Annotated in this window: 19 protein-coding genes; 1 reads left to right on the forward strand and 18 read right to left on the reverse strand. The window is 68.4% G+C overall.

Translation table 11 applies throughout. The features are described from left to right. Window positions 1-13: 13 nt before the first annotated feature. The 14 genes from MEBOL_RS12290 to MEBOL_RS12355 all read right to left on the reverse strand — a co-directional run bounded on the left by MEBOL_RS12290 (window position 14) and on the right by MEBOL_RS12355 (window position 15,533). A complete protein-coding gene (locus MEBOL_RS12290; RefSeq protein ID WP_095977610.1) occupies window positions 14-847 on the reverse strand; it encodes a glucodextranase DOMON-like domain-containing protein in 834 nt (277 codons plus the stop codon). A 28-nt stretch (window positions 848-875) separates the two neighbouring features. Beyond that, complete coding sequence (locus MEBOL_RS12295) at window positions 876-1,754, reverse strand: sugar ABC transporter permease (RefSeq protein ID WP_095977611.1); 879 nt, start codon at window positions 1,752-1,754, stop codon at window positions 876-878. Beyond that, window positions 1,754-3,808, reverse strand: a complete 2,055-nt coding sequence (locus MEBOL_RS12300) for a carbohydrate ABC transporter permease (RefSeq protein ID WP_095977612.1) — start codon at window positions 3,806-3,808, stop codon at window positions 1,754-1,756. Before MEBOL_RS12300 ends, MEBOL_RS12295 begins: the two co-directional genes overlap by 1 nt. Before the next feature lie 10 nt (window positions 3,809-3,818). Beyond that, window positions 3,819-5,048, reverse strand: coding sequence for an extracellular solute-binding protein (locus tag MEBOL_RS12305; protein WP_095977613.1), 1,230 nt, complete (start codon window positions 5,046-5,048; stop codon window positions 3,819-3,821). Window positions 5,049-5,083: 35 nt separating this feature from the next. Then, window positions 5,084-6,178 carry an ABC transporter ATP-binding protein gene (locus MEBOL_RS12310; RefSeq protein WP_095977614.1) on the reverse strand — a complete coding sequence of 365 codons (1,095 nt, stop codon included), beginning with the start codon at window positions 6,176-6,178 and terminating at the stop codon, window positions 5,084-5,086. 68 nt (window positions 6,179-6,246) lie between these two features. Next, entirely contained in the window at window positions 6,247-7,764 is a 1,518-nt protein-coding gene (locus MEBOL_RS12315) for an alpha-amylase family glycosyl hydrolase (RefSeq protein WP_245919692.1), read from the reverse strand. A 290-nt stretch (window positions 7,765-8,054) separates the two neighbouring features. Further along, window positions 8,055-8,477: a flagellar basal body L-ring protein FlgH gene (locus tag MEBOL_RS12320; protein ID WP_095977616.1), complete on the reverse strand. Its 423-nt coding sequence runs from the start codon at window positions 8,475-8,477 to the stop codon at window positions 8,055-8,057. 84 nt (window positions 8,478-8,561) lie between these two features. Further along, window positions 8,562-9,158: a chemotaxis protein CheC gene (locus MEBOL_RS12325; protein WP_095977617.1), complete on the reverse strand. Its 597-nt coding sequence runs from the start codon at window positions 9,156-9,158 to the stop codon at window positions 8,562-8,564. Next, the gene (locus MEBOL_RS12330; protein ID WP_095977618.1) at window positions 9,155-11,200 is read right to left on the reverse strand and encodes a chemotaxis protein CheA; all 2,046 of its coding nucleotides are present in this window, start codon (window positions 11,198-11,200) and stop codon (window positions 9,155-9,157) included. Before MEBOL_RS12330 ends, MEBOL_RS12325 begins: the two co-directional genes overlap by 4 nt. A gap of 34 nt (window positions 11,201-11,234) precedes the next feature. Continuing rightward, window positions 11,235-11,603: a response regulator gene (locus MEBOL_RS12335; protein WP_095977619.1), complete on the reverse strand. Its 369-nt coding sequence runs from the start codon at window positions 11,601-11,603 to the stop codon at window positions 11,235-11,237. Between the two features lie 72 nt (window positions 11,604-11,675). Continuing rightward, complete coding sequence (locus MEBOL_RS12340; protein WP_095977620.1) at window positions 11,676-12,101, reverse strand: chemotaxis protein CheW; 426 nt, start codon at window positions 12,099-12,101, stop codon at window positions 11,676-11,678. Between the two features lie 51 nt (window positions 12,102-12,152). Further along, a complete protein-coding gene (locus MEBOL_RS12345) occupies window positions 12,153-13,514 on the reverse strand; it encodes a methyl-accepting chemotaxis protein (RefSeq protein WP_095982732.1) in 1,362 nt (453 codons plus the stop codon). Window positions 13,515-13,559: 45 nt separating this feature from the next. Next, window positions 13,560-14,546 carry a thiamine-phosphate kinase gene (gene thiL / locus MEBOL_RS12350; protein ID WP_095982733.1) on the reverse strand — a complete coding sequence of 329 codons (987 nt, stop codon included), beginning with the start codon at window positions 14,544-14,546 and terminating at the stop codon, window positions 13,560-13,562. A gap of 18 nt (window positions 14,547-14,564) precedes the next feature. Then, complete coding sequence (locus MEBOL_RS12355) at window positions 14,565-15,533, reverse strand: D-alanine--D-alanine ligase family protein (RefSeq protein WP_095977621.1); 969 nt, start codon at window positions 15,531-15,533, stop codon at window positions 14,565-14,567. 254 nt (window positions 15,534-15,787) lie between these two features. Here MEBOL_RS12355 and MEBOL_RS12360 point away from each other — a divergent pair, with 254 nt between their 5' ends. Continuing rightward, window positions 15,788-17,632, forward strand: coding sequence for a CotH kinase family protein (locus tag MEBOL_RS12360; protein ID WP_095977622.1), 1,845 nt, complete (start codon window positions 15,788-15,790; stop codon window positions 17,630-17,632). 4 nt (window positions 17,633-17,636) lie between these two features. On the opposite strand, the gene MEBOL_RS12365 is transcribed toward MEBOL_RS12360, so the two are convergent. From MEBOL_RS12365 to MEBOL_RS12380, 4 genes are all read right to left on the reverse strand, one after another. Further along, window positions 17,637-18,812 (reverse strand): PAS domain-containing sensor histidine kinase, encoded by a 1,176-nt coding sequence (locus MEBOL_RS12365; protein WP_157774904.1) that lies wholly within the window; start codon window positions 18,810-18,812, stop codon window positions 17,637-17,639. A gap of 195 nt (window positions 18,813-19,007) precedes the next feature. Next, entirely contained in the window at window positions 19,008-19,568 is a 561-nt protein-coding gene (locus tag MEBOL_RS12370) for a GNAT family N-acetyltransferase (protein WP_095977624.1), read from the reverse strand. A 3-nt stretch (window positions 19,569-19,571) separates the two neighbouring features. Next, window positions 19,572-21,608 carry an adventurous gliding motility protein AgmC gene (gene agmC / locus MEBOL_RS12375; protein ID WP_245919694.1) on the reverse strand — a complete coding sequence of 679 codons (2,037 nt, stop codon included), beginning with the start codon at window positions 21,606-21,608 and terminating at the stop codon, window positions 19,572-19,574. A gap of 19 nt (window positions 21,609-21,627) precedes the next feature. After that, window positions 21,628-23,490: an OmpA family protein gene (locus MEBOL_RS12380; RefSeq protein WP_095977626.1), complete on the reverse strand. Its 1,863-nt coding sequence runs from the start codon at window positions 23,488-23,490 to the stop codon at window positions 21,628-21,630. Between the last annotated feature and the right edge of the window lie 5 nt (window positions 23,491-23,495).

Raw genomic sequence — 23,495 nt, forward strand, 5'->3', positions numbered from 1 at the left:
CGATTCCGTCGGCCTACTTCTTCTCCACCGGAGCCGCCTCGCCGCCCACCATGGTGAGCGTGGCTGCCTTCTTCGCCGTCCCGTCCTCGGCGCACTCGTACGAGAGCATCTCGTACTGGGCCTTCTCCTCGGAGGCGTCGCCCTTGCCCGCGCCCGCCAGCAGGTCCATCACGTGCGGATCGCAATCACCGTCGTTGCCGCCGCCGAAGCGGTGCTGGCCCTCGTACTCGTTCACCTTGCGCGTGAGCAGATCATTGCCCGAGGGGAAGCCCTCGTTGGACTGCACGAGCACCTGGTAGCGCCACTGCGAGGGCTCGCCCTGCAGGCCCGACGCATCGACCGTGGCGGAGATCTTCCGGCCCGAGCCCTTCACCCGCAGGGGCACGAGGATGTTGTCCTTCTGGGCGCCGCCCTTGCTGCCCACCTCGGCCTTCACGCGCGAGGCGGCCTGCGGCGAGATGATGATGAGCTTCTCCCAGGCGTTCTGGGGAGCGAACTTCACATTGAGACCGGGCGGCGAGTCCGTGGAGCCGCTGCCCTCCTTCCCGTCCGTGTCGATGAACACGAAGATCATCTGCACGGAGAAGCCGTTGCCCGTCTTCCAAGCGTCCTCCAGCGAGGTGTTCAGACCGACGGTGATCTCCGCCTTGTCGCCCTTCTTCTCCAGGGAGAAGTCGGTCAGGTCGAACGAGCCGCGCTTGTAGGCGGTGTCGGTCGGGTACACGTACTTGCCCGGGCCCTTGTCATCCCCGGTGGGGTCCTTGAAGGACACTTTGTTGGCGGCCAGGGCGGGAGCGCCCAGCAGCGCCGTGGCGAGCGTGAACAGAGCGAGACGTGAGGTCTTCATCTGCGACTTCTCCTTGGGGTAAGGCCAGCTAGCCCTTGACGCTGCCGGCGGTGAGACCGGAGACGAGGTACTTCTGCAAGAACAGGAAGAGGATGACGACGGGGATGGAGACGATGATCGCGCCCGCGGAGAAGTAGCCCCACTGCTGCGAGTAGCCGCCCACGAAGAAGCGCAGGCCCACGGGCGCCGTGTACATCGCCTCCTGGTCCATGAAGGTGGCGGCGAGGATGAACTCGTTCCACGCCGTCATGAAGGAGAAGAGCGCCGTCACCGCCACCGCCGGCTTGGCCAGGGGCATGATGATGGTCCAGAAGATCTTCCCCACCGAGGCGCCCTCCATGAGCGCGGCCTCCTCCAGGTCCTTCGGGATGGTGTCGAAGTAGCCCTTGAGCATCCACACGCTGAAGGGGATGGACGTGGTGGCGTAGACGATCATCAAGCCCAGGCGGGAGTTCCCCAGCCCCAGGAGCTGCACCAGGATGATGTAGAGCGGGATGAGCATCAGCGTGCCCGGGAACATCTGGGACACGAGGAAGGCCATCATGCCCGTGCGCTGGCCCACGAACTTGAAGCGGCTGAACGCGTAGGCGGCGGTGCACGCCAGGAACACGCCCACCACCGTGGTGCCCAGCGCGATGATGGCGCTGTTGAGCAGCCAGCTGCCAAAGGGCTGCTCGGTCATCACCGAGGTGAAGTTGGACAGCGACCACGTCTCCGGCCACGGCACGATGGCGCGCACCCGGTCCATCATCGTGGGCGACTCGGGCAGCGTGGTGATGGCCAGGCTCTGCTTGCCCGAGAAGGCGATGGAGACGACCCACAGCAGGGGGTAGATGGTGAAGAAGGTGAAGATCACCAGGAAGACGTGCAGCGGCCAGTGAGGAATGCCTTCGCGACGGGAAAACATCAGGCGGCCTCCGTGGCGCGCGAAACCCGGTTCTGCACCAGGCTGTAGAGCAGCAGGATGCCGAAGATGACGGTGGAGTACGCCGCCGCGTAACCGTAGCGGTAGCGCTGGAAGGCGTAGCGGTACGCCTGGGTGATGAGGATCTCCGTCGAGTTGCTCGGCTCTCCCTCGGTCACCAGGAAGATGACGTTGAACTGATTGAAGGTCCACACCACCGACAGGATGATGGCGGGCACGAGCGCGGGCTTGAGCGACGGCAGGGTGATGGCCTTGAACTGCTGCCAGCGCGAGGCGCCGTCCACGCGCGCCGCCTCGTAGAGCTCCATGGGAATGGACTGCAAGGCCCCCAGCGACACCACCATCATGAACGGGAAGCTCAACCAGCCGTTGGTGGTGAGCACCGTGAGGAACGCGGTGAAGGGCGTGTCGTACCAGGACAGGCCCTGGCCACCGAACATCCGGATGAGGTGGTTCACCACGCCGAACTGCTGGTGGAACAAGCCCTTCCAGATGAGCGCGGTGATGTAGTTGGGCATGGCCCACGGCAGGATGAGGAGCACGCGGTAGGCGGGCCGCATCGCCAGCTTGTCGACGTTGAGGATGAGCGCGAGCCCCAGGCCCACGCTCACGCCGAGCACCACGTTGGTGACCGTCCACACCACCGTGAAGAAGAGCGTGTAGTAGAAGTTGAGGTAGTTGAAGACGAGCGAGCCGTCCTGCGCCCGCCGGGCGATGTTGAAGTCGCCCAGGATCTCCACGTAGTTGCGCACGCCCACCCAGAGGCTCGAGAGCGGCTGGCCCACGTTGTAGAGCGTGGAGTCGGTGAACGACAGCGCGATGCCGTAGAAGAACGGGAAGAAGACGAGCACCAGCATGCCCACCATCGCCGGAGCGATGTAGGCATACGCGGTGCGATTCTCCACGATGGTGGCCGCCGTGCGGTGCACCCCACCCATGCCGATGAAGAGCAGCACCGCGAGCGACAGCACGCCCAGGCCGCCCAACGCCCGGCCCACGCCCGAGCGCAGCTCCAACAGGCGCGAGGACACCACCGCCTCGTTCACCTGCCCCTCGGGCGTGACGAGCCCGAGCGGACGGCGGAACGCATCCGAGTCCCAATCCCCGGGCCGCAGCGGCGGCTCGGCCGAGAGCTGACGCTCCGCCATCACCGCCTGGGCCCGCTGGGACATGGACTGCAACCGCTCCGCCACCAGGGTCTGCGTCCCCCGGACCTCGGCGCCCAGCGTGCTCAGCGAATAGGAGGCGTAGCCCCCCAGGCCCACGAGCAGGGCCACCACCGACACGGCGACGAGCAACCCCTGACGGCGCACCACGAAGGCCGCCGCGGTGCACAGCGCCAGCGGCAACAGCCACCACAGCGCCAGCGAACCGAGCGACGGGGCGAGGGGTGCCGCGAGCGGGGCCGTGGCCATCTCCACCATGCCCACCACGGCGCCCTCCACTTCCACCGGCGCGCTCAACAGACGCCCGCCCCCGGGCAGCGACTCGGCCTCCACCTCCACCTTGCGCGCGGTGCTCTCCTCGCGGTTGGTGTCCACGGAGGCGCGCAGGCGCTGGCCCCGGTCATAGAGGGGCTTCTCCTCGCGCGACAGCCGGCGCGGCGCGGCGCGCTCCCCCACGTCCTCGGGGAAGGTCGAGGCCTCGAGCCGGATGCCGGAGAAGGCGATGACGCGCACCGCGCTGCCCGGCGGCATCTGCTCCTTCCACGTGGACACCACGGCCCGCACCGCGTCTCCGGTGCCGCCCGCGCGCTGGACCATGTCCTCCAGCGCCCGCAGGGACACGAAGGTCTGCCGATCCGCGCGATCGATGGAGACGCTCTCCAGGGCCCGCGTGAGCAGACCCTGGGCGAGCAACAGCGAGACACCGAGCGCGAGGACGAGCCCCACGAGCACCCGCCCTCGGTAGAGCGGGCCACCGCGCCCGCCTCCCGAGGGCTCGCTCGGAGGAAGGGCCGGAGCCCCGGTATCGGTGAGCAGGGCGGCGGGATTGCCGGGTTCACCGCTCGGGGGCTGGGGGACGACGTTTCTCACGCGGTGCCTCTCACTTCTTGCGCAGATTCGCCACGTCCTTGACGACGCCCTTCTGGGCGGTGTCCAGGGCGGCCTTGGGGGGAGCGGTCTTCTTGAGGATGGAGCTCATCGCGGTGGTGGCGTGGCTCCAGACCATCGACATCTCCGGGATGTTGGGCATGGGCACGGCCGTCTCGACCTGCTCACGGAACGCCTTGAGCTGCGGATCCGCGGACACCTTGGCGTCGGAGTACACGCCCTGGTTGGCGGGGCTCTGGCGGCCCTCCAGCGCGAGCACCTTGGCGGACGCCTCGGTGGTGAGGAACTTGGCCAGCTCGAACGCGGCGTCCTTGTTGCCCGACTTGGAGGAGACGTAGACGCCCTCCACCGTCATCCACGGACGCATGGGCTTGCCCCCCGCCTCGTCCAGCTTGGGCAGCGGCGCCAGGCCGTAGTCCACGCCCTTGGCGATCTCCCCGAGGAACCAGGGGCCGGAGAACACCATGCCCGCCTTGCCCTCGTTGAAGAGCGAGATGATGAGCGCGCTGGTGGGCTCGGCCGGAAGGATGCCGTCCTTCTCCACCCACTTGAGCAGCGTGTCCGCCGCCTTCACGTTCTCCGGCGAGTTCATCGTGGGCGTGGCGCCCGAGCCGAACACGCCGCCGCCAAAGCCGTTCATCAGGGCCGCGTGGTAGTAGAAGTCCCCGTAGGCGTAGGCCAGACCGAAGCGGCCCGCCTTCTTGTCGGTGAGCTTCTTGGCCAGCGTCACCATCTCACCGCTCGTCTTGGGCGGCGTGGGCACGAGCTTCTTGTTGTAGATGAGCGTGATGACCTTGTAGTTGAGCGGCAGGCCGTACGAGGTGCCGCGGTAGGTCATCGCCTCCATCGTGGTGGGGATGAAGCGCTTGCGCAGCGCATCGTCCAGGTAGAAGTCGATGGGCTCGATGTTGCCCGACTCGATCCACCCGCCCAGGCGATCCTGCGCGAAGATGAAGACATCCGGGCCCTTGCCGCGCGGCACCGTGGCGGAGATCTTGTCCGGGTACGCGTCATACGGCACCGCGAGCGTGGTGACCTTGATGCCCTGGGCCGCGTTGGCGGTGTTGAACTGATTGACCAGCTTCTCGAGCGCCGCCTTCTCCTCGGCGCGGTAGCCGTGCCACAGGACGATTTCCTTCGTCTCGGCGGCGGAGGCGCTCGTGGACAACAGACCGAGCACACACAGGCACGCGGCCGCCAGCATCCATCGCGGGGTCTTCATGGGGGGTTCCTGGGGTGGGGGGAAAAAGACGGGGGTCAGGCGGACAGGCGCTGCTCGGTCTCGGCGTCGAAGAGGTGCATCGAGTCCAGTTCCACCAGCACCTGTAGCTTCGAGCCCGACTCGGGCGTGTGCTGGGGCGGCAGCCGGAAGACGAGCGAGTTGTCGGCCAGGCGCGAGTGCACGATGACCTCGTTGCCCAGCGGCTCCACCAGGTCCACGGCCACCTCGATGGGCGCCGTCTCGCCGCGGGCGGCCACCGACGGGGAGACGATGTTGTCCGGGCGGATGCCGACCTTGATCTTCTTGCCGCCCTTGCCCGCCGTCACCGCGCGCAGGCTCTGGGGCACGGGCAGCCGGAAGCCCTCGCCCTCCAGCGCCTCGCCGTTGGCCGAGAGCGTGGCGGAGGAGAAGCTCATGGGCGGCGAGCCGATGAACTGGGCCACGAAGACGTTGGCCGGGCGCTCGTAGACCTCCAGCGGGGTGCCGAGCTGCTGCAGCTTGCCTTCCTTCATCACCGCGATGCGGTGGCCCATCGTCATGGCCTCGATCTGATCGTGCGTGACGTAGACCGAGGTGACGCCCAGCCGCTGCTGGAGCTTCTTGATCTCCGAGCGCATCTGAACGCGCAGCTTGGCGTCCAGGTTGGACAGGGGCTCGTCGAAGAGGAACACCGCCGGCTTGCGCACGATGGCGCGGCCGAGCGCCACGCGCTGGCGCTGACCACCGGACAGCTGCTTGGGCTTGCGATCCAACAGGTGGGTGATGCCGAGGATGTCCGCGGCCTCGTTCACCAGCCGGTCCATCTCCGGCCGGGGCGTCTTGCGGATCTTCAGGCCGAACTCCAGGTTCTCCCGGATCGACATGTGCGGATAGAGGGCGTAGTTCTGGAAGACCATCGCCACGTCCCGCTCCTTGGGAGGCAGCTGGTTCACCACGCGATCACCGATGGAGAGACTGCCCCCGGTGATTTCCTCCAGGCCGGCGATCATCCGCAGCGCCGTGGACTTGCCGCAGCCCGAGGGGCCCACGAGCACCATGAATTCATGGTCCCGGATGTCGAGGTTCAAGCCCTCGATGACGGACACATCGCCGTACCGCTTGGCCACATTCTTGAAAACCACACCGGACATTCAGGCTCTCCCTCCGTGGGCACGCGTCGGGGTGCTCACAGGCCTGCTGGTGGAAGACTGCATGGACTTCATCGGGCTCGTCCCAGGATGCGCACGGACAGCGGCTCGACGGTGAAGTCCAGGGTCGGACCGGCCTCCGGTCCACCCCCTTCGAGCAGGTCCTCCGCGGCCGCGCCACCCCAGGCCTCGGGCCAGGGGACCGAGACGGCGTCCTTCTTATCACCGCGATTCACGGCGACAACCACCGCGTCACCGGACTCGGCCTCATGGCGGAGGAAGACGTAGGTATCACCCTCGGTCGCCAGCCCCTTGTGGGTGCCCCGAGAGAGCGCCGGATGCGCGCGGCGCACGGCCACGAGCTTCTGGTAGAGCTGGCGCAGGGACTCGTCACGGGGCAGGCCCGCCCCGGGCTGCACGTCGCGCTCGCCCCAGGGCATGTCGCCGCGGTTCGCCGGCCAGTCTCCCCCGGGACGGCCCACCTCCTCGCCGTAATAGATGACGGGGATGCCGGAGGTGGTGAGCTGCAGCGCCGCCGCGAGCCGGAAGCGCGACGTGTCGCCCTGGAGCTGGAAGAGCGCGCCGGGCACGTCATGCGAGGACAGGAAGTGCGACAGCGTGTAGCCCTTGCGGACCTTGTGGCGCGAGCGCAGGTAGGCGTCGAAGGCCACCGTGCGGCCCCGGCCCTGCACCCACGCGAGCGCGTTGCCCTGGAAGCCGAAGTCGAAGCCCGCGTCCAGCTCGTCCGAGGAGAACCACGGCTCGAGCGATTCGCGGTCTCCGCCCCACACCTCGCCGAGCAGGTAGAAGTCCGGGCCCAGTTCCGCGCGGGTGCGGCGCCGGTGCTCCCCCCAGAAGGCGTGGTCCACGTGCTTCACCGTGTCCAGGCGGAAGCCATCCACTCCCGAGCGCTTGCCCCAGGCGATCTGCGCGTCGAGCAGGTACCTGGCCACCTCGGGCAGCTCGGTCTTGAAGTCAGGCAGGCCGGACACGCAGCCCGTCACGTCGTCCTGGCCACAGGTGCCCCGCTCCTCCGAGCGCAGCCAGTCTCGTGTCTGGGGATCCTTCTGGTAGCGCGACAGGTAGCCCGCGTGGTTGTAGACCACGTCCAGGAGCACGCGGATGCCGCGCTGATGGCAGGCATCCACCAGCGCCTTGAACTCCTGCTCGGAGCCGAAGCGCGGATCGAGCCGCTGGAAGTCATCCGCCCAGTAACCGTGGTAGCCCCAGTCCGGAAAGCCCGCGCCGGTGACGAAGCCGTCGATGTTCTTCACCACGGGGGTAATCCACAGCGCCGTCACGCCGAGCGACGACAGCTCGTCGAGCTGTCCACGCAGGCCCTTGAAGTCGCCGCCATGGAAGGCGCCCACGGCGCTCTTGTCCACCTGGAGGTTGTTGGACGGGTCACCATCCGCGAACCGGTCCACGACGACGAAGTAGAGCACTTCATCCGCCCACGAGCGGGGAGCCGCGGCGGGTGCCTCCACGGGTGCGGCGACCGGCGTCCCGGTGCGAACCTCGGAAGTCACATTTCCGGCGGGGGGCCGCGCATGCAGACAGCCCGAGAGCGTCAGCGGAAAGAGCAGCAACGAGGTCGCGATGGGAAGACGACTGTTCGCGCGTTTGCCCGAAGGGCGACAAGGCGACGACTCAACCATTGGGCGGGACTTTTTCACACCCTCCCAGGAAAGTGAATCCATTCGTACCTGGGATGTCACGATTCACTGGCGAATCCCACAGGTCTTATATTGGTCTTCACCCCAAGCGCGCCGCACGGGCACATCCAGTCGGAGTCGGCCCCAAAATCCTCCTCGGAAACGTGACACGGCGCGGCATGAAGCCGTGTCACTCGAGGGGTTGTTCCCATGGACTTGATACGTCAGGGAATGGGAGCACCCGAGCGGGTGGGCAGTTGCACGGGAGCATCCAGTCCACCGCTGCCCACGATGTGGATTTCCCGCGCGTTCATCTCGCGGTTGTTGTTGTCGTACGACGCGCGAACCGAGGAGCCGGGCGCGAGGAACTCCCGGCTCACCTGCTTGCCATCCTGGAAGTAGCGCGTCTGGCTGCCGATGCGCAGGTAGCGCGTCTCGCCCCACCGGTCCTCCAGCACGAGCATGTCGGCGTAGTCCTGGTCGACCGTGCCCTCCAGGGAGAAGCCCCGCTCCAGCGAGCTGGGATTGGGCGCGGGTTGTTCCTGGGGCTGAACGACGGGCGTGTCGCGCAAGGCCACCGCGCCTCCCGTCTGGCAACCCGCGAGCACCAACGCGCCCAAGACCGCGCCCCCGATGATCTTCCTCATGGATGCCTCCCCCCGGGAAGCTGGGAATGAGGGGAGGAGGTCGCAACCCGCCACGAGCCCGGGCGGGTGCCTGGCTGCTCGCCGTTACACGCCCAGGCGCTGCAACAAGGCCCGGGAACTCTCGCGCTCGAGCAGCAACAGCACCTGGCCCGACACGGCGGGGATGCCCACCGAGTCGAAGCGCGTCTCCAGGGCCACCACCCGGCCATCGCCCTGGGTCTCGGACACGGCGCGCTGGAGCAATGGGCCCGCCGCGCCCCGTTGCAACACCGGCACCGTGGGCAGCAACCGCCAGCCGGTCAGCATGCCGATGGCCGACAGGCACGCGCTCGCCACGATGTTGGCGGTCTCGGACAGGGCGCTCTCACGCTCCTCGAGCGGCGCGTCGTGACGGCGCAGCAGCAGGGATTCCAGGGCCGCGCTGTCCTCGGAAGGCAGCACCAGGAGCAGCAGCCCTTGCAGCGGCCCCACCATGCCCAGCTTCGCCGCCACCACGGACGCCTCGCCTCCCCCCAGCAGGTCCGCCACCTCGGTGGCGTCCGCCAGGATGGCGCGGGGCACGGACAGGTTCACGGTGCGGCCCCCCACCAGCCGCGCGAGCGCGCTGATGGCGTGCCCGCAGCCGATGTTGGCCACCTCTCGCAGGGCGTCCAGCTGAATGTCGCTCGGATGAGGGCTCACGCGGATAGCAACCTTGGCACGTCCAGGATGAAGACCGGGCGGCCACTTCCCAGGATGGTCACCCCAGAGAGCCCCGGTAGCAAGTCTAGAGGCCGGGAGAGCGGTTTGAGCACCGCTTCCTCCTGCCCCACCAGTCGGTCCACCGCGAGCGCGACCCGGCCCGCGTCCCCCTCCATCACCACGAAGGGCCGCACGCCCTTGCGCGGCGGAGCCTCCACGCCCACCAGCTGGTCCAGCGCGTACACCGGCAAGAGCCCCTGGCCATGGGGCAGCAGAGGCATCTGCCGGGTGCGCTCGAGCAGCTCGCCATCCGCTTCCGTCGCCCCCACGACCTTGGCGATAGGCAGGCCGAACACCTCCTCGCCCACCGCCACCAGCAGCAACTGCACCACCGCCACCGTCAACGGCAGCTTCAAGGTGAAGCGAGAGCCCCGGCCCAGCTCGCTCTCGATCTCCAGCGTCCCGCCCACGTTCTCCACCACGCGCTTGACGGCGTCCATGCCCACGCCCCGGCCGGAGATCTCCGAGATGTCCTTCGCGGTGGACACCCCCGGCAGGCACGCGAGCATGAAGGCCTCGCGGTCCGTCATCCGCGCCGCCGCCTCCGGAGCGAGCACCCCCCGGGCCACCGCCGCCGCCTTGAGCTTGGCCGCGTTCATGCCACGGCCATCGTCCTCCATCTCCAGCACCACGCGATCCCTCGCGCGCCGCACCGACACCACCACCCGGCCCCGAGGCGCCTTGCCCGCGGCCACGCGCTCGTCGGGCGGCTCCAGGCCATGGTCGATGCAGTTGCGCAGGAGGTGCAGCAGGGGATCCGCCAGCTCGTCGAGGATGGCCCGGTCGAGTTCGATCTCCGCACCCGTGATGACCAAGTCCACCTCGCGCTCCTTGCGCCGGGCGATGTCGCGCGCCGCGCGGGGGAGCCGGTCGGTGATGAGCGACAGCGGCGTCATGCGCGCGCTCATCACCTTGTCATGCAGATCCTTCACCAGCGTGTGCAGCCGGTAGACGCCCTCCTCGATGGGGGGACGCGAGCCCTCCGGCAGCACCTTGCCCAGCTCGCGCAGGCGCGCGGTGGCCAGCAGCAGCTCGCCCACGGTGTCCAGGAAGTGGTCCAGCAGCTCCGTGCGCACGCGCACCGTCCGGGCCCCATCCGCACCCGTGGAAACCGCCCGGGAGGCCTCCGCCTGGACCACGGTCGCGGCCACTTGAGCGGGCGCCACGGGCACCACCGGCGTCAGCGACACGAGTTCCACTTCCGCCACGTTGCGCAGCGCCTTGCGGATGCCCTCCTCGGTCTCGGCCGTCTCCAGCTCCAGTTGGATGGAGCCCTCGGGGATGCGGCCCGCCTTGAGGTCATCCAGCCCGGGCCGCAGGTCGTGCAGCGTCCCCAGACCCACGAGCCGCTTGTGCATCAGGAACGCGCGCACGCCGGGCGTCTGGCAGGTGGGCGCGATGCGCAAGCGCACCGTCCAGCGAGGTGAGGGCTTGGACTCCCCCTGGGCCTTCACCGCCTTGGCCACCGAGGAGGTCAACTGGGCCGTCGCGCTGCTCGCGACGCTCTCCTTGGCGGGCGCGGGGGGAGGCGCGGCGGGAGGCGCGGACTCCTCGGCGCTCAACCGGGGCAGGACGCGGGTGGCGGCGGGCGCCTGACCGGTGAGCCGGCTCACCCGATCCGCGAGCTGCCCGAGCAGCGCCGAGGCATCCTCGGGCGGCTTGTTGTCCGCCACACAGCGCACCTGGGCGAGCATCACGTCCGTGGCCGACAGGAGCAGGTCCACCAGGGTGCGCTCCAGACGGCTCGGATCCTGGCGGATGGCGTCCACCAGATCCTCCACCCGGTGGGCGAGCACCGCGATGGACTCGAAGCCCATCGACGAGGCCATGCCCTTGACCGAGTGCGCATGGCGGAACATCGAATCCACCACGGCGGGGGCACCCTCGCGCTCCAGTTGCACGAGGTCCCGGCCCAATCCTTCCAGATGCTCGCTCGCCTCGGACAGGAACAATCCGAGGTAGCGGGACATGTCCATGCTCATGCCCGGCCTCGAACGCGCTCGCCGGAGAGGGCGCTCAGCTCTCCCCCAGGACCTTCTTGACGACCGCCAGCACGTCCTCCGCGCGGAACGGCTTGACGATGAAGTCCGAGGCACCCGCCTCGATGGCCTCCATCACCAGGCTCTCCTGTCCCAGCGCCGAGCACATGATGACCACCGCACCCGTGTCATACTTGATGATCTCGCGCGTGGCCTCGATGCCGCTCTTGAAGGGCATGACGATGTCCATCGTCGTGAGGTCCGGCTTCAACTCCTTGAACTTCTCCACCGCCTCCAGCCCGTTGGCCGCCTCTCCGACGACCTCGAAGCCACCGGACGCGAAGATGTCCTTGATCATGTTGCGCATGAAGATGGCATCGTCGACGACCAGCACCCGCTTAGCCATGTGAAGCTCCGCCTCCGCAGAAGGCCCCGAAGGGGCCGCGGACACTACCACCCGCGTATTTCGGACAGCTACTCACTTCTGAGCCGCGGTGAAGAGTCCAACCACCGCGGAATCCAGCCCTTCTGGATCCAATACCGTCACCGCCAGACCCTTCAACCGCGCCACCCCGCGTACCGCCGGGACGGACCTGCCAGGAGCCACGCCCACCCGCTCCACCGCCTCGATCCCCTCCACATCCGTCACCAACAACCCCAGGTCCCGCCGACCCCGCTCCAGCAACAACACCCGCCCATTGGGCGAGGGCCCCTCGGGCAACCCGAGGAGCTGACGCAACTCCACCACCGTCACCACCCTGCCCCGCAGGTTCATCACCCCCGTCACCGCCGCCGGGGCCCGAGGGACCCGGGTGAAGCGCTCGGGGGGAACCACCACTTCCTTCACCGCCGTCAGTGGCAGCCCGTAACGCTCCTTCTCCACCCGGAAGATGACGTGCCGCACGATCTACTTTCTAGCAGCAATTCCAACGTCCTGGAAAATCCCTGAACTCCCTCACGCATTGAGCCGGAAGCTGCGCACCACGCTCTGCAGCTCGATGGAGAGGTTGGTGAGCTCGCTCGCCAGCGAGGTCATGCGCACCATGGCGTCCGTCTGCTCCTGGATGACGGACTGGATGGCCTCGGTGGAGGTGGCGTTGTTGCGCGCCACGGAGGAAATCTCCTCGGTGGCCTTCACCATCTCCTCGCTGCCCTTGAGCTGCTCGCGGGCGCTGTCGGAGATGAGGTGCACCTTCTCCGCCACCTGACGCACCGTCCCGGTGATGGCGCCCATGGAGCGCACGATGCCGGTCAGGTCCTCGCGGCCCTCCGCCAGCTCCTCGATGCCCACCTTCATGGCGCTCACCACCGCCGAGGACTGGCCGGAGATGTCGCGCGCCAGCCGGGAGATCTGCTCGGCGGAGCGGCCCGCGCTCTCGGCCAGCTTGCGCACCTCGTCGGCCACCACCGCGAAGCCCCGGCCGTACTCGCCCGCTCGCGCCGCCTCGATGGTGGCGTTGAGCGCCAGGAGGTTCGTCTGCTGGGCCACCTGGGTGATGGCGTCCACGATCTTGGAGATCTCCTGCGTCTTCTCCCCGAAGGCGAACACCTGCTGGCTCGCCGCCTCGATGCGGTTGAAGACCTTCTTCACCTTCTCGCCCGCCAGGAGTGCCGCCTTGCTGCCGTTCTCCGCCGCGATGCTCGTCTCGGCGGCCGTGCGGGCCGCGTCCTCGGCGCTCGCCGCGGTGCGTTGGATGCTGCCGGCCATCTCGGTGATGACCTTGGACGTCTTGCCGACGAGCTGCGACTGCGTCTCCGCGCCCTGGGCGATCTTGTCCATGGACAAGCCCACCTCTTCGTTCGTCGCGTTGACGTTCTCCGCCGAGCCCTGCAGGTCGCGCGCGGTGTCCGCCACGCTCGTGGCCGTGTCCTGGATCTTCCCCACCAGCTCGCGCAGGTTCTCCTGCATCTTGCGGATGGCCATGGCCAGCTCGTCGATCTCATCCCGGCGCCAGGCGCGCGGCGGCTCGACGATCATGGGCTTGGACAGGTCGCCCTGGGAGATCTCGAAGGCGGAGCGCGACAGCAGCCGCAGGCGCATCACGCGCGGCAGGTAGCGCGGCAGCGTGAGCGACAGGGACAGCGTGATGACCGCCGCCACGAGGACGCGCCACCAGTAGGACAGCAGCGGCTCGGTGGCGAAGAGCGCGACCGTCAACAGGCCCCCGAGAATGAGGTAGCCCACGAAGATCTTCGACTGCAGGGAGACTTCATGACCTCCCGCGCTCGACTGATCCACGGAGCGAAGCAACCGCTGCACGGTATCGCGGCGGGGAATGAGGCCGGGAGAGGGATCGTCGCGAAGAGGGCGGCGCACGGGTTCGCTTTTGAAGGAAGACGGCAACAGCGACAACCCGAGGGTTTAGCCCTCCCGTCCGGAACGGTCAATCCGCCCCCCTCCCTGGAAGTGATCAAAGCCGGCGGGCAGGCGCAGCCCCTGGCCCCGTGCCCCCCGGATACGCCCCACCGGCCCCTCCGTGAGCCGGCCCACCCGGGTGATGGGCTCCTCGGCCCTCAGGCAGGCCCGCTCGAAGGTCGAGGTGCGCCCGGGCGGGACGGCGAGGAGCAACTCGTAGTCCTCACCCCCCGCCAGGGCGCCTTCCGGCCCCAGGGCCGCGCGTACCGAGGGAGAGAGGGGCAGGGACTCGAGTTCCAGCTCGGCGCCCACGCCCGACGCCGCGCAGAGATGACCCAGGTCCTGCGCGAGACCATCGGAGATGTCCAGGGCGGCGGAGGCGAATCGCGCCCCGAGGCGGCCCAGCGCGATCCGAGGCTCCGGACGCTTCTGGCGGAGGATGGCCGGGGAGCGCCGCCGGCCCTGTTGCAGGTGCGACAGGCCCAGCCGGGCATCACCCAGGGTCCCCGACACATACAAGACGTCCCCGGGCCGTCCCCCGGCGCGGGTGAGCGGCGCGGTGCCCGGGGACAGCTCGCCCGCGGCCGTGAGGGTGATGGACAGCTCGCGCGCGGAGGTGAAGTTGCCCCCCACCAGGGCGATGCCGTGCACCCGCGCCAGCGCGCTCATGCCTCGCGCGATCCCGAGCAGCGCCCGGCGCGGGAAGTCCCGAGGCAGCGCCAGCGCGCAGACGAACCAGCGCGGCACCGCGCCCATGGAGGCCAGGTCCGACAGGTTCACCGCCAGGGCCTTGTGGCCGATGTCCTCGGGGGTGAACCAGGCACGCGTGAAGTGCACGTCCTCCACCACCGCGTCCGTGGTGATGCACTGCGCCCCCTTGGACGGGGCGAGCACCGCGCAGTCATCTCCGGGCCCCACGGGCACCCGGGCCCGGGGGAACTGGGAGAGGAAGAGATCGATGAGGGTGAATTCGCCCGCGCGCTTCTGGCTCACGGTCCGCTCCAAGGGGACTCAGGGGCGCGCGGCACGCAGCGCGCCCTCGATGATGTGCGTGAGGAAGGTCCGGTGTCCCTCGGGCTGGAGCGACAGGATGAAGTCCGCGCTTCCAAACGCGTCCGGAGGGTAGAACACGCCCGGGTTGGCGTTGCAGTCGAGCATGAACAGCTCCCCTTCTCCGTTCATCCGGACGTCGCAGCGGCAGTAGCCTCGCGCCTTCGTGGCCAGGAAGGTCCGCTCGCCCAGTTCCCGCAACCGGGCCACCAGGTCCTCGTCGGTCACGGGGACCATGTCCATGGCCTGATAACCCGTCCACTTGAGCTCGAAGTGCTTGAACGCCTCCTCCGGGGGAAAGCGGACCTCGACCGGCGTGTGGACCACCGGCCGCCGCGCCCCCGGAGGCGGCTCGCTCACGAGGATGGTGAACTCGCGCCCCGCGATGAACTCCTCGATGAGCGCTCCGCCAAACCGGGCGGCCGTCCGCGCGACGCGATCCACCAGCGCCTGCCGGGTGTCGACCCGGGAGTCCTTCTCGATGCCCACGCTCGCGTAACCCGAGGTGGGTTTGACGAAGAGGGGAAAGCGCAGCCGCTCGGCGGCGCGTTCCGCCGCGGCCACATCCGACACGAAGACATGGCCCGGCGAAGGAACGCCCGCCTGGTCATAGGCCTGTTTGAACGCCTCCCGGGACATTGAATAGAAGCGCGCGTCCGCCCCCGTGAAGGCCAACCCCCGGCGCGACAGGTGCTCGATCACCTCGACCCCCGCGATGTCCTCCTCCGGTGCCCCGTCACAGAGATTCACGAAGACGTCGAACCCCTCCCCCTCCAGCCGCTCGAGGGTGGCCTCGGCGTTGGCCCGCGTAAGCAGGGCCCGCGTCCAGGTGTGCTCGGGCATCCACCGCGCGGGCTCCGGGTAGGGATCGATGTCCTTGTAGGGAGAAGTGGAATCCTCATAGGAGGAGATCAACGTGCAGATGCGCATGCGCCCTTCTTCGCGTGGCTCGGGGCCGAGTGTCTCGGGGAAGACACCGCTCGAGCGCTGGGGACTTCCCCGCGAGGATGCCACGCCCGGAACGATGGCGGCACTCCCTCACGGGACAAGCGGCACGGGTTGCATGAGCACTCGCCTCCTCGCCTGAGCCAATTCTTTTCCCATCCTGCCCCCTGGTGCCCCCCCGCTCCGGCTCGCGGACAGGCCTACAGCCCTGGCGCGCCAATTGCTCCAGGAACGCGCCCATGCGACGCGTACTCCTCACCGGACTTCTTTTGATGGCAAGCGCATGCGGTGGCCCCACCGGGCCGTCCGTCCTGCACACGAATCCCCAAGACGTCACCGAGTTCGTCCCGGGCAACCCCGGAACGCCTCCGGACAAGGAGCGCCCTCCACCGGATCCGGGGGATGGTGACGCGGCGCCGCCCGACCCGGCGCCTCCTCCCGCACAGCCGCCCCCCTCACCCAGCGCCCCCCGGTGGCCCGCACTCCAGACGGCCCTTCCCGTCTACGAGTTGACCCTGCGCCAGGAGGACTACCAGGCGCTCCACGACCACATCAACGATCCGCCCTCCCGGGACTTCAGCGTGATGGGGCAATTCACGCTCCAGGGCCGCGCGTACACGGCCGAGCTGAGCTTCCGCGGGCGCTCCACCAAGACGGACCCCCGCATCGTGAAGAAGTCCTGGGACGTGCGCTTCGACAAGGCGGATCGCTTCGAGGGCAAGAAGAACATCGAACTGCTCGCGACGTGGAAGGACAGCGGCTACCTCACCGAGAAGCTGTGGTTCGACATGGCGGCGAGCGTGGGACTGCGCGCGTCGAACGCCCGCTATGCCCACGTGCAACTGCACCTGCGGCAGCCCGATGGCACCGTCATCACCCGCTACGAGGGCGTCTTCACCGAGCTGGAGTCCGTGAACAAGGACTTCCTCAAGGCCCATGGCTTCGACGGGGACAGCGACCTCTACCGCGCCGGCATGCACGACGGCGAGCTGCGCCCCCCACCCCAGGAGGAGTACCAGGAGCCCTGGGACAAGAAGACGAACGAGACCAAGCCCTGGACCGAGCTGTGGAGCTTCCTCGAGGGTCTGCGGAGCACGCCGCCCCATGAGCTCCCCGCGTTCCTGGAGCAGTCGCTGGAGCTCGAGGACTACCTCACCTGGCTGGCCATGGAGACGCTCATCGCCCATGACCTCCAGGGCGACACCCGGAGCTACCTCGTCTACGACCGGGAGACGCGCAAGTGGACGTTCGTCCCGTGGGATCTCAACAACGCCCTATCGCTCTACAACCGCACCAACCCCGTCATCCAGGGAGTGAAGAAGGCGCACGCGCTCTTCAGCTTCACCCCCTACGATCCGAACGTGTACGTGCTCGCCGACGAGCGCCGCGTGTTCCCCGGCATGGAGAACATGAAACCCGGCTGGAGCACGCTCTCCACGCGCATCTACGATGACCCGGGTCTGCGCGCCCGCTACGCCGCCCGGCTGCGCACGCTGCTCGACACATGGTTCACCGAGGAGAACATCGGGGCGCGCGTCGAGGCCCAGCACGCCCTGCTCGCGCCCTACATCACCCCGGATGCCTCCGGCAGGACGCGGGACCCCTACGTCAGTCCGGACCACGTCGCGCGCAGCGTCGAGTACCTGCGCCGCTTCGTGCGCGAGCGCCGGGCCTGGTTGCTCCAGCACCTCCAGGACATCGAGATGCACGGCAACAACGCGCTCGTCATCGACCGGGTGGGCCGGGACGGCTCCGGCGCCTTCTGGGTACAGCTCTACAACCGGAGCACCCAGCCGGTGGCGCTGGGCGGGCTCCAGCTCTCGGGCTTCACCCGCGTTCCCGCCCAGTGGACACTGCCCGAGCGCTCGCTCGCGCCTGGACAAGTGGTGACCTTCCGCCAGAACGCCGAGGGACCCGAGCGGCTGGGGGCGACGCTGGATCCCCAGGCGCCCGAGCTCTCGCTCTACTCGGCGGATGGACTGCGGGCCCTGGACCTGCTGTGGCTCGCGCCCTTGAAGCCGGGCGAGGCCTACGGCCGGACGCCCCGGGGTGCCGAGACCTTCGGCGTCCAGACGGGCCCGTAGGCCCTCACGCGCGGCGCAACGGCGGATGGCGCGGCAGCCGCACGGAGAAACACGTTCCCCGGGCCGCGGAGGACTCCACGTCCACGCGGCCTCCATGGACCTCGACGAGGTGCTTCACGATGTACAGCCCGAGCCCCACGCTGCGGCCGCCCGAGCCCCCCTCCGAGAGTCCCCGCGTCATCGGCTCGAAGAGGCGGGCGCGCAGTTGCGCCGGAATGGGCGCGCCCTGGTTGTGCACCGAGAGCAGGACGTCCTCGCCTTCCCCCCGGGTGATGACCTCGATGGACGTGTCCGCGGGGCTGTAGTTCACCGCGTTGCACACGAGGTTGGTGACGACCTGGGAGAGCCGGTCCGCGTCCCACTCCCCGAACGCATCCCCCTCGTGCCGCAGGAGGAACACGCGCGAGGGACTGCCCATGCGCACTTCCTGGACCGTCTGCGCGACGAGGGCGTGAAAGTCGAGCGGCCGGGGCTCGACTCGGATGCCGCCGCCCAACCGGGCCTGGGTGAAGTCGAGCAGATCCCTCACCATCCGGTGGCAACGCTCGGCGCTCGACAGCAGGTGTGCCACGACCTGGTGGGACTTGGCATCCGCCTTCACCCGGTGCAGCAGCATGTGCCCGCCCATGATGATGGCGCTCAGCGGATTGCGCAGATCATGGGAGACGATGCCGATGAGCTTCTGCTCGAAGTCCGCGTGGATGCGAGCCTCTTCCTCCGCGTGCTTGTCGGCGGTGATGTCCGCGGCCGCGCCCGTGAGGTAGCGCGGGGCACCGTCCTCGTCGGGCAGCACCATGCCCCGGTCACGTACCCAGCGCACGCCCCCATCTGGCCGCACGACACGGTAGTCCACGGAGAAGGGGCGCTGTTCGCGCAGGGTCCGCTGCAACTCGGTGTCGACACGCTCCACGTCCTCGGGATGCACGAGCTGGCGCCAGTCCTGGGGCGGCGCCTCCGACGGAGTCACCTCCAGGCCCAGGATGTTGTTGAGCGAGGCGTCCCGCGTGATGAGGCCCGTGAACACGTCCAGACGCCATGTCCCCATCCGAGCGGCCGCGAGGGCCGCCGTGAGCCGTGCCGCCCCCTCGCTCCGAGCCGAGTACTCCCGAGCCAGGGCCTGCTCAGCGGCCAGACGCGCGGCCCGCTCGCGTCTCCAGGCCGCCTCGAGGTCCTCAGGCACGGAGTCGTCGCGCCGGGACGCGGGCGGAGAAGCAAGTGTCGAGGAGGGATCCATGAGCGCGTCTGGAAGTTCTGGAGCGATGAGGAAAACCTGGGGTCGTGCCGGAAGGAACCTCGCACGTCATGGAAGAAGGAGCGGGCCATGAAGATGAACCCGGTGGGCGGAGCCCGTGTTACCCGCTCATTTTCCTTTATTTCAGCCCCAAGGGCCATTCTTGATCATTCGGTCGAAGACGTGGCCACTGAGCAGCAACGAGCCGTCCTCTCGGTAGCCCCTCCGCTCGTACAGCCGGCGAGCCTTCGTATTCTCCTGGTCGACCAGGAGCATGATTTTCGGATGCCCGAGCGCATCGGCCTTCCGCTCGAACGCGTCGAGCAGGAGCGTGCCAATCCCACCGCCCTGGTAGTCCGCATCCACCGCGAGGGAATCCAGGTAGTACTCGTCCTCGCGCGCCTCCGGGATGACACCGCTCGGGTCACCCCCGATGGCGCGTAGCCGCTCGATGAACGGGCGGTCCAGGTCCGGAATCTGGCTGCCGTGATAGGCCGACAGGAAGCCGATCACCCGCCCATCGGCTTCGTGGACCCAGACGTGCTCGTGGCTGACCCGGTTGCGCGCCTGTCGGAAGAACGACTCCAGCACCCGGAGGGCCTCGGCCTTGTCCCGCGTGCCGGACAGGGTGTGCGCGATGTCGCCGATCGCCGTGTACATGAGACGCACGACGATGGCGGCATCCTCGGGAGTCGCGGGCCTCATGGCTCAGTGAGGAGAGCCACCGTGACGCCGACGGCGGAGGCCCATGGCGAGCGCGCCCAGGGAGAACAGCAGGAGCGAGGTGTCACGTCCCGCGGACGAGCAACCGACACCATCCCCGAGCAACGCGAGGTCCGCGACCGTGACCTTGAAGTTCTGAATGGTGGGCTCGCCCACGTTCCCAGCGCGGTCCTCGGCGCGCACTTGCAGGGAGTGCGCACCATCGACCAGCTCCGGGAAGACGCCATCGGCCGGGCAAGGACCGAACTCGGCTCCGTCCAGGCTGCACGTGTAGGTCACGCCCTCTTCGTTCGCGCCGAACTCGAACTTTGGATTGCGCTCCCGGATGGCGCCGTTGGGTCCAGAGATGGTGGTCCTCGGGGGCGTGATGTCCACGAGGAAGGTGTTGGGCGTGCCGTTGAGGCTCTGCGCGGCATCCACCACGATGGCGGTTTCCACCCGGTGTTCGCTCTCGGAGAGGTCCCGGGGGAGGTCGAAGGAGTAGTTCCCCTTGTCATCGGACATCACGCGGCCGAGTTCCTCGCCATCCAGGAAGAGGATGACCTCGGTGTTGGGCGCGGCCTCCGCGTAGATCCGAGCCGTGCCCGTGATGCGAGGACGAACGTTGTTGGTGATGAGGCCCGTGGCTGGCGTGCTCACCGAAGGAGGCGTGGGGATGATGAAGCCGTACTCCTTCTTGTTCTTGGTGGGATCGCTGGATTCGCCCTTCGTAGCCCCGTAAGCACCTTCCGCGGGGATGAGCTGACCACCCGGGGCAGCCCCCTCGGCGACGAGCGCACAGGAACCTCCCAACGAGGCCTGGAACAGCATCTGCCCCGCGCCGCCACCGCCACCTGGCCCCACGCGACCGGAGGCAAGAGAGGAAGTGCTTCCAATTCCACCACTGGCGACGACGGCGCCACAAACAGCCGACCTGACGACCCGAGCATAGATGGAGCCACCCGCCCCGCCACCACTACCCCCCTCGGAGAAAGTGCCCACCGAGCCACCCGAGGCGGTGATGGTGCCGGAGCCCGAAAGTTGGCTGGCCCGGAGGAAGACGACGCCACCACCCGCACCAGCCGTCCCACCCACCACGGTGCCATGACCCGCTCCGCCTCCACCACCGAACGTCAGCTGGGTCAGCACCGAGGTATTGAGCGCCACCCCCCCCAGACCTCCTACGTTCCGCCCACCGTCGCTCGCACCATCCGACCGTCCCCCCTGTCCCCCGCTCCCTCCGTTGCCACCACCACCACCGCCCGACCTGAAGCAGACAGCACCGCCCGCGCCATTGGCCACATTCCCGCGTCCTGTCTGCGTGGACCCGTAGCGCGCCGCACCACCAATTCCCTCGCCCTTTTGAGAGCCCGAGGGAGTGCTCTGGTCCACTTCCGAGCACCCCCTGCCTCCAGCGAGATCCGCGACGTACTGGCCGCCTCGAAAACCCAACCCATCCACGGTGATGATGCCCTGGTTGTTCACTTCGTTCTGGGCCAGGAAGGCGACGACGCCACCCGTGCTCCCATCCCAGGGAGAGGCCGTGATGGACCGTCCCACGGGGACACTGACGGAGGTGTACTCCGGGACCCGGATGACCTGCGTCACGTTCGCCGCGAAGTTGTGAACGAGTGGAGCCGTCAGTTCCAGCGTCGCGGAGGTTCCCTGCGGCGTCACGGACTTCAGTCTCGCCAGTTCCCACCGACCCACCGGACTATTGGTCAGATCAACGGGCCCCAGTGCTCCCGAGACGGGCGCGGGCACGAGGCCCGTCGCCTGGTACACCAGAATCAGGTCCCCCTCCTTGAAGCAGGGGTCTCCGACGCAAGCCCCCACTGAAATGGAGAGGGCCTTGCGCGCCAGAGGCGCTGTCACGGGCGCGTAGGCGTTGACGATGATGGCGCTGCCCGTGGGGACCGTGAGCGCCCCGTTACGCCCCGTGCCTACCCCGAATGTGTCCGGCTCCGCCCGCGCCGAGGTCGAGCCCAGGGCCAACACGCCCATGGCGGCGGGCAGCCACTTCCTCATGAATGGAGTCCTCATGGACATTGCCTCCTTACAGCTACTGCGCACTGCCGGGGTTTTCAGGATTGACGATGGAGAACACCACGCGGCGGTTGGCCGCGCGGCCCCTCGATGTCTTGTTCGTGGCGATGGGCCGGTCGGGCCCGTAGCCCTTCGCCTCCAACCGCGCGGGGTCCACGCCCTTCTTCACGAGGAACTTGCGCACCGACTCCGCTCGCGCCAACGACAGCTTGCGGTTGGTCTCGGCCTTTCCGCGGGTGTCCGTGTGTCCCTCGATGACCACCTTCTCGATCTCCGGGTGCTGCTTGATGACCTTGGCGATCTGATTGAGCATCTTGAAGGAACGCGCGCGGATGACCGCCCGGTTGGTGGCGAAGAACACCGCCTGCTTGATCTTCAGTTCATTCTTCTGGATGACAACGAACTGCTTTTCCTTCGCCGGGCAGCCCTGGTTGGAGGCAACGCCCTTCTCCGTGGGGCAGTTGTCCACGTGGTCCGCCACGCCATCGCCGTCCGTGTCCTTCGACGGACAGCCCCGCAGTTCCACGAGGCCCGCCTCGGTCGGGCAAGCGTCCCGCTCGTCCACCACGCCATCGCCGTCCGTGTCCCGCACCGGGCAGCCCTGGCGCTCGACCGGACCCGCCTCCTTCGGGCACTTGTCCTTCTCGTCCTCGAGGCCATCGCCGTCCGAGTCCCGTACCGGGCAACCCTGGCGCTCGGGCGGACCTGCTTCCCACGGGCACTTGTCCTTCTCGTCGTCGATGCCATCTCCGTCATGGTCCGTCACGGGGCAGCCCTGGAACTCGGCCAGACCTGGCTGGAAGGGACACTTGTCCACGGTGTCGATGATGCCGTCGCCGTCCGTGTCCTTCACCGGGCAGCCCTTGCGCTCGGCGGGACCCGGCACCTGGGGGCACTCGTCGTACCGGTTGATCACACCGTCGCCATCGTCATCGAACCGCGAGGGGTCCGGCTCGGTGCCGCCAAAGGCCACGCCGAGCAGCACCCGGAAGAAGGGTGTGCCCGGCGTATCGCCGAAGCCAGGGCCCCCGAGTGCATAGAGCTCCGTCGACTCACCCACGGGCAGGCGCAGACCCGCGAGCACTTCAATGGCCCTGGACTGGCGCGTGAGCGGCACCGTGCCGCGCACGTTGAGTTCTCCGCGCAGCCCATAGCCCGTGGTGGCGAGCACCGCGCCCAGGCGCACCTCGTTGCCCAGCTCGTCCTGGACGTTGAAATCCTCGTAGAGGACGGTCGTGGGCCGCACCAGCGCGCCCGCCTCCAGGCCGAGTCGCACCGGGCCGAGGCGCCGGCCCAGCATCAGCTTGGGCGCGAAGCGGAAGGTGCTGTCACGGGAAAGCGTCTCCACGCTGCCCACGGGCAGGCCCACGCCCAACTCCACCGCCAGGTCCAACGGGTTCTCGCGCCGCTGCGCGAGCAGGCCCAGTCGCACGGTCACCGAGGGCGTGCCCAGGCCCGTCTGCGCGGGAGCGTTGATGCCCCGGCTACTGAGATCCTCGCCGCGCTGCCAGGCCACCAGGGGCAGATGGGCGCCCAGTTCCAGCCAGCTCAGCGGCGTCCAGGCCAGCAGCAGGTGCGCCGTGGCCCGGTCCGACACCACCGAGCCCAGGCGCTCTCCATCCGAGAACAACACCAGGGGGTTCTTCTCGTAATGGCCCGCGAGCGAGAGGCGAAAGCCTCCCGGGGGAAGCAACTCGCCGGTGCCCATCACCAGCGAGCCCTTGCCATTGTGATTCAGTTCCAGACGCTCCAGCTCGAAGCCCTTCACCAGACCCTCGGGCTGAGCGAACGAGACCGAGGCCCACAACACAGCGGCCACGGTGGAAAGACGCACGTACCCGGCCAGGCTCGGCGAGGGGTACGGCTGGGTGTGACTCATAACTT

Source organism: Melittangium boletus DSM 14713, from assembly GCF_002305855.1.
Taxonomy (GTDB): domain Bacteria; phylum Myxococcota; class Myxococcia; order Myxococcales; family Myxococcaceae; genus Cystobacter; species Cystobacter boletus.

What these genes read in the sequence shown, in the direction of transcription:
- MEBOL_RS12295 (WP_095977611.1), bottom strand. Translation starts at nt 1,754, where the DNA reads ATGTTTTCCCGTCGCGAAGGCATTCCTCACTGGCCGCTGCACGTCTTC.
- MEBOL_RS12290 (WP_095977610.1), bottom strand. Translation starts at nt 847, where the DNA reads ATGAAGACCTCACGTCTCGCTCTGTTCACGCTCGCCACGGCGCTGCTG.
- agmC (WP_245919694.1), bottom strand. Translation starts at nt 21,608, where the DNA reads ATGAGGACTCCATTCATGAGGAAGTGGCTGCCCGCCGCCATGGGCGTG.
- MEBOL_RS12380 (WP_095977626.1), bottom strand. Translation starts at nt 23,490, where the DNA reads ATGAGTCACACCCAGCCGTACCCCTCGCCGAGCCTGGCCGGGTACGTG.
- MEBOL_RS12335 (WP_095977619.1), bottom strand. Translation starts at nt 11,603, where the DNA reads ATGGCTAAGCGGGTGCTGGTCGTCGACGATGCCATCTTCATGCGCAAC.
- MEBOL_RS12305 (WP_095977613.1), bottom strand. Translation starts at nt 5,048, where the DNA reads ATGAAGACCCCGCGATGGATGCTGGCGGCCGCGTGCCTGTGTGTGCTC.
- MEBOL_RS12310 (WP_095977614.1), bottom strand. Translation starts at nt 6,178, where the DNA reads ATGTCCGGTGTGGTTTTCAAGAATGTGGCCAAGCGGTACGGCGATGTG.
- MEBOL_RS12370 (WP_095977624.1), bottom strand. Translation starts at nt 19,568, where the DNA reads ATGAGGCCCGCGACTCCCGAGGATGCCGCCATCGTCGTGCGTCTCATG.
- MEBOL_RS12330 (WP_095977618.1), bottom strand. Translation starts at nt 11,200, where the DNA reads ATGAGCATGGACATGTCCCGCTACCTCGGATTGTTCCTGTCCGAGGCG.
- MEBOL_RS12360 (WP_095977622.1), top strand. Translation starts at nt 15,788, where the DNA reads ATGCGACGCGTACTCCTCACCGGACTTCTTTTGATGGCAAGCGCATGC.
- MEBOL_RS12355 (WP_095977621.1), bottom strand. Translation starts at nt 15,533, where the DNA reads ATGCGCATCTGCACGTTGATCTCCTCCTATGAGGATTCCACTTCTCCC.
- MEBOL_RS12320 (WP_095977616.1), bottom strand. Translation starts at nt 8,477, where the DNA reads ATGAGGAAGATCATCGGGGGCGCGGTCTTGGGCGCGTTGGTGCTCGCG.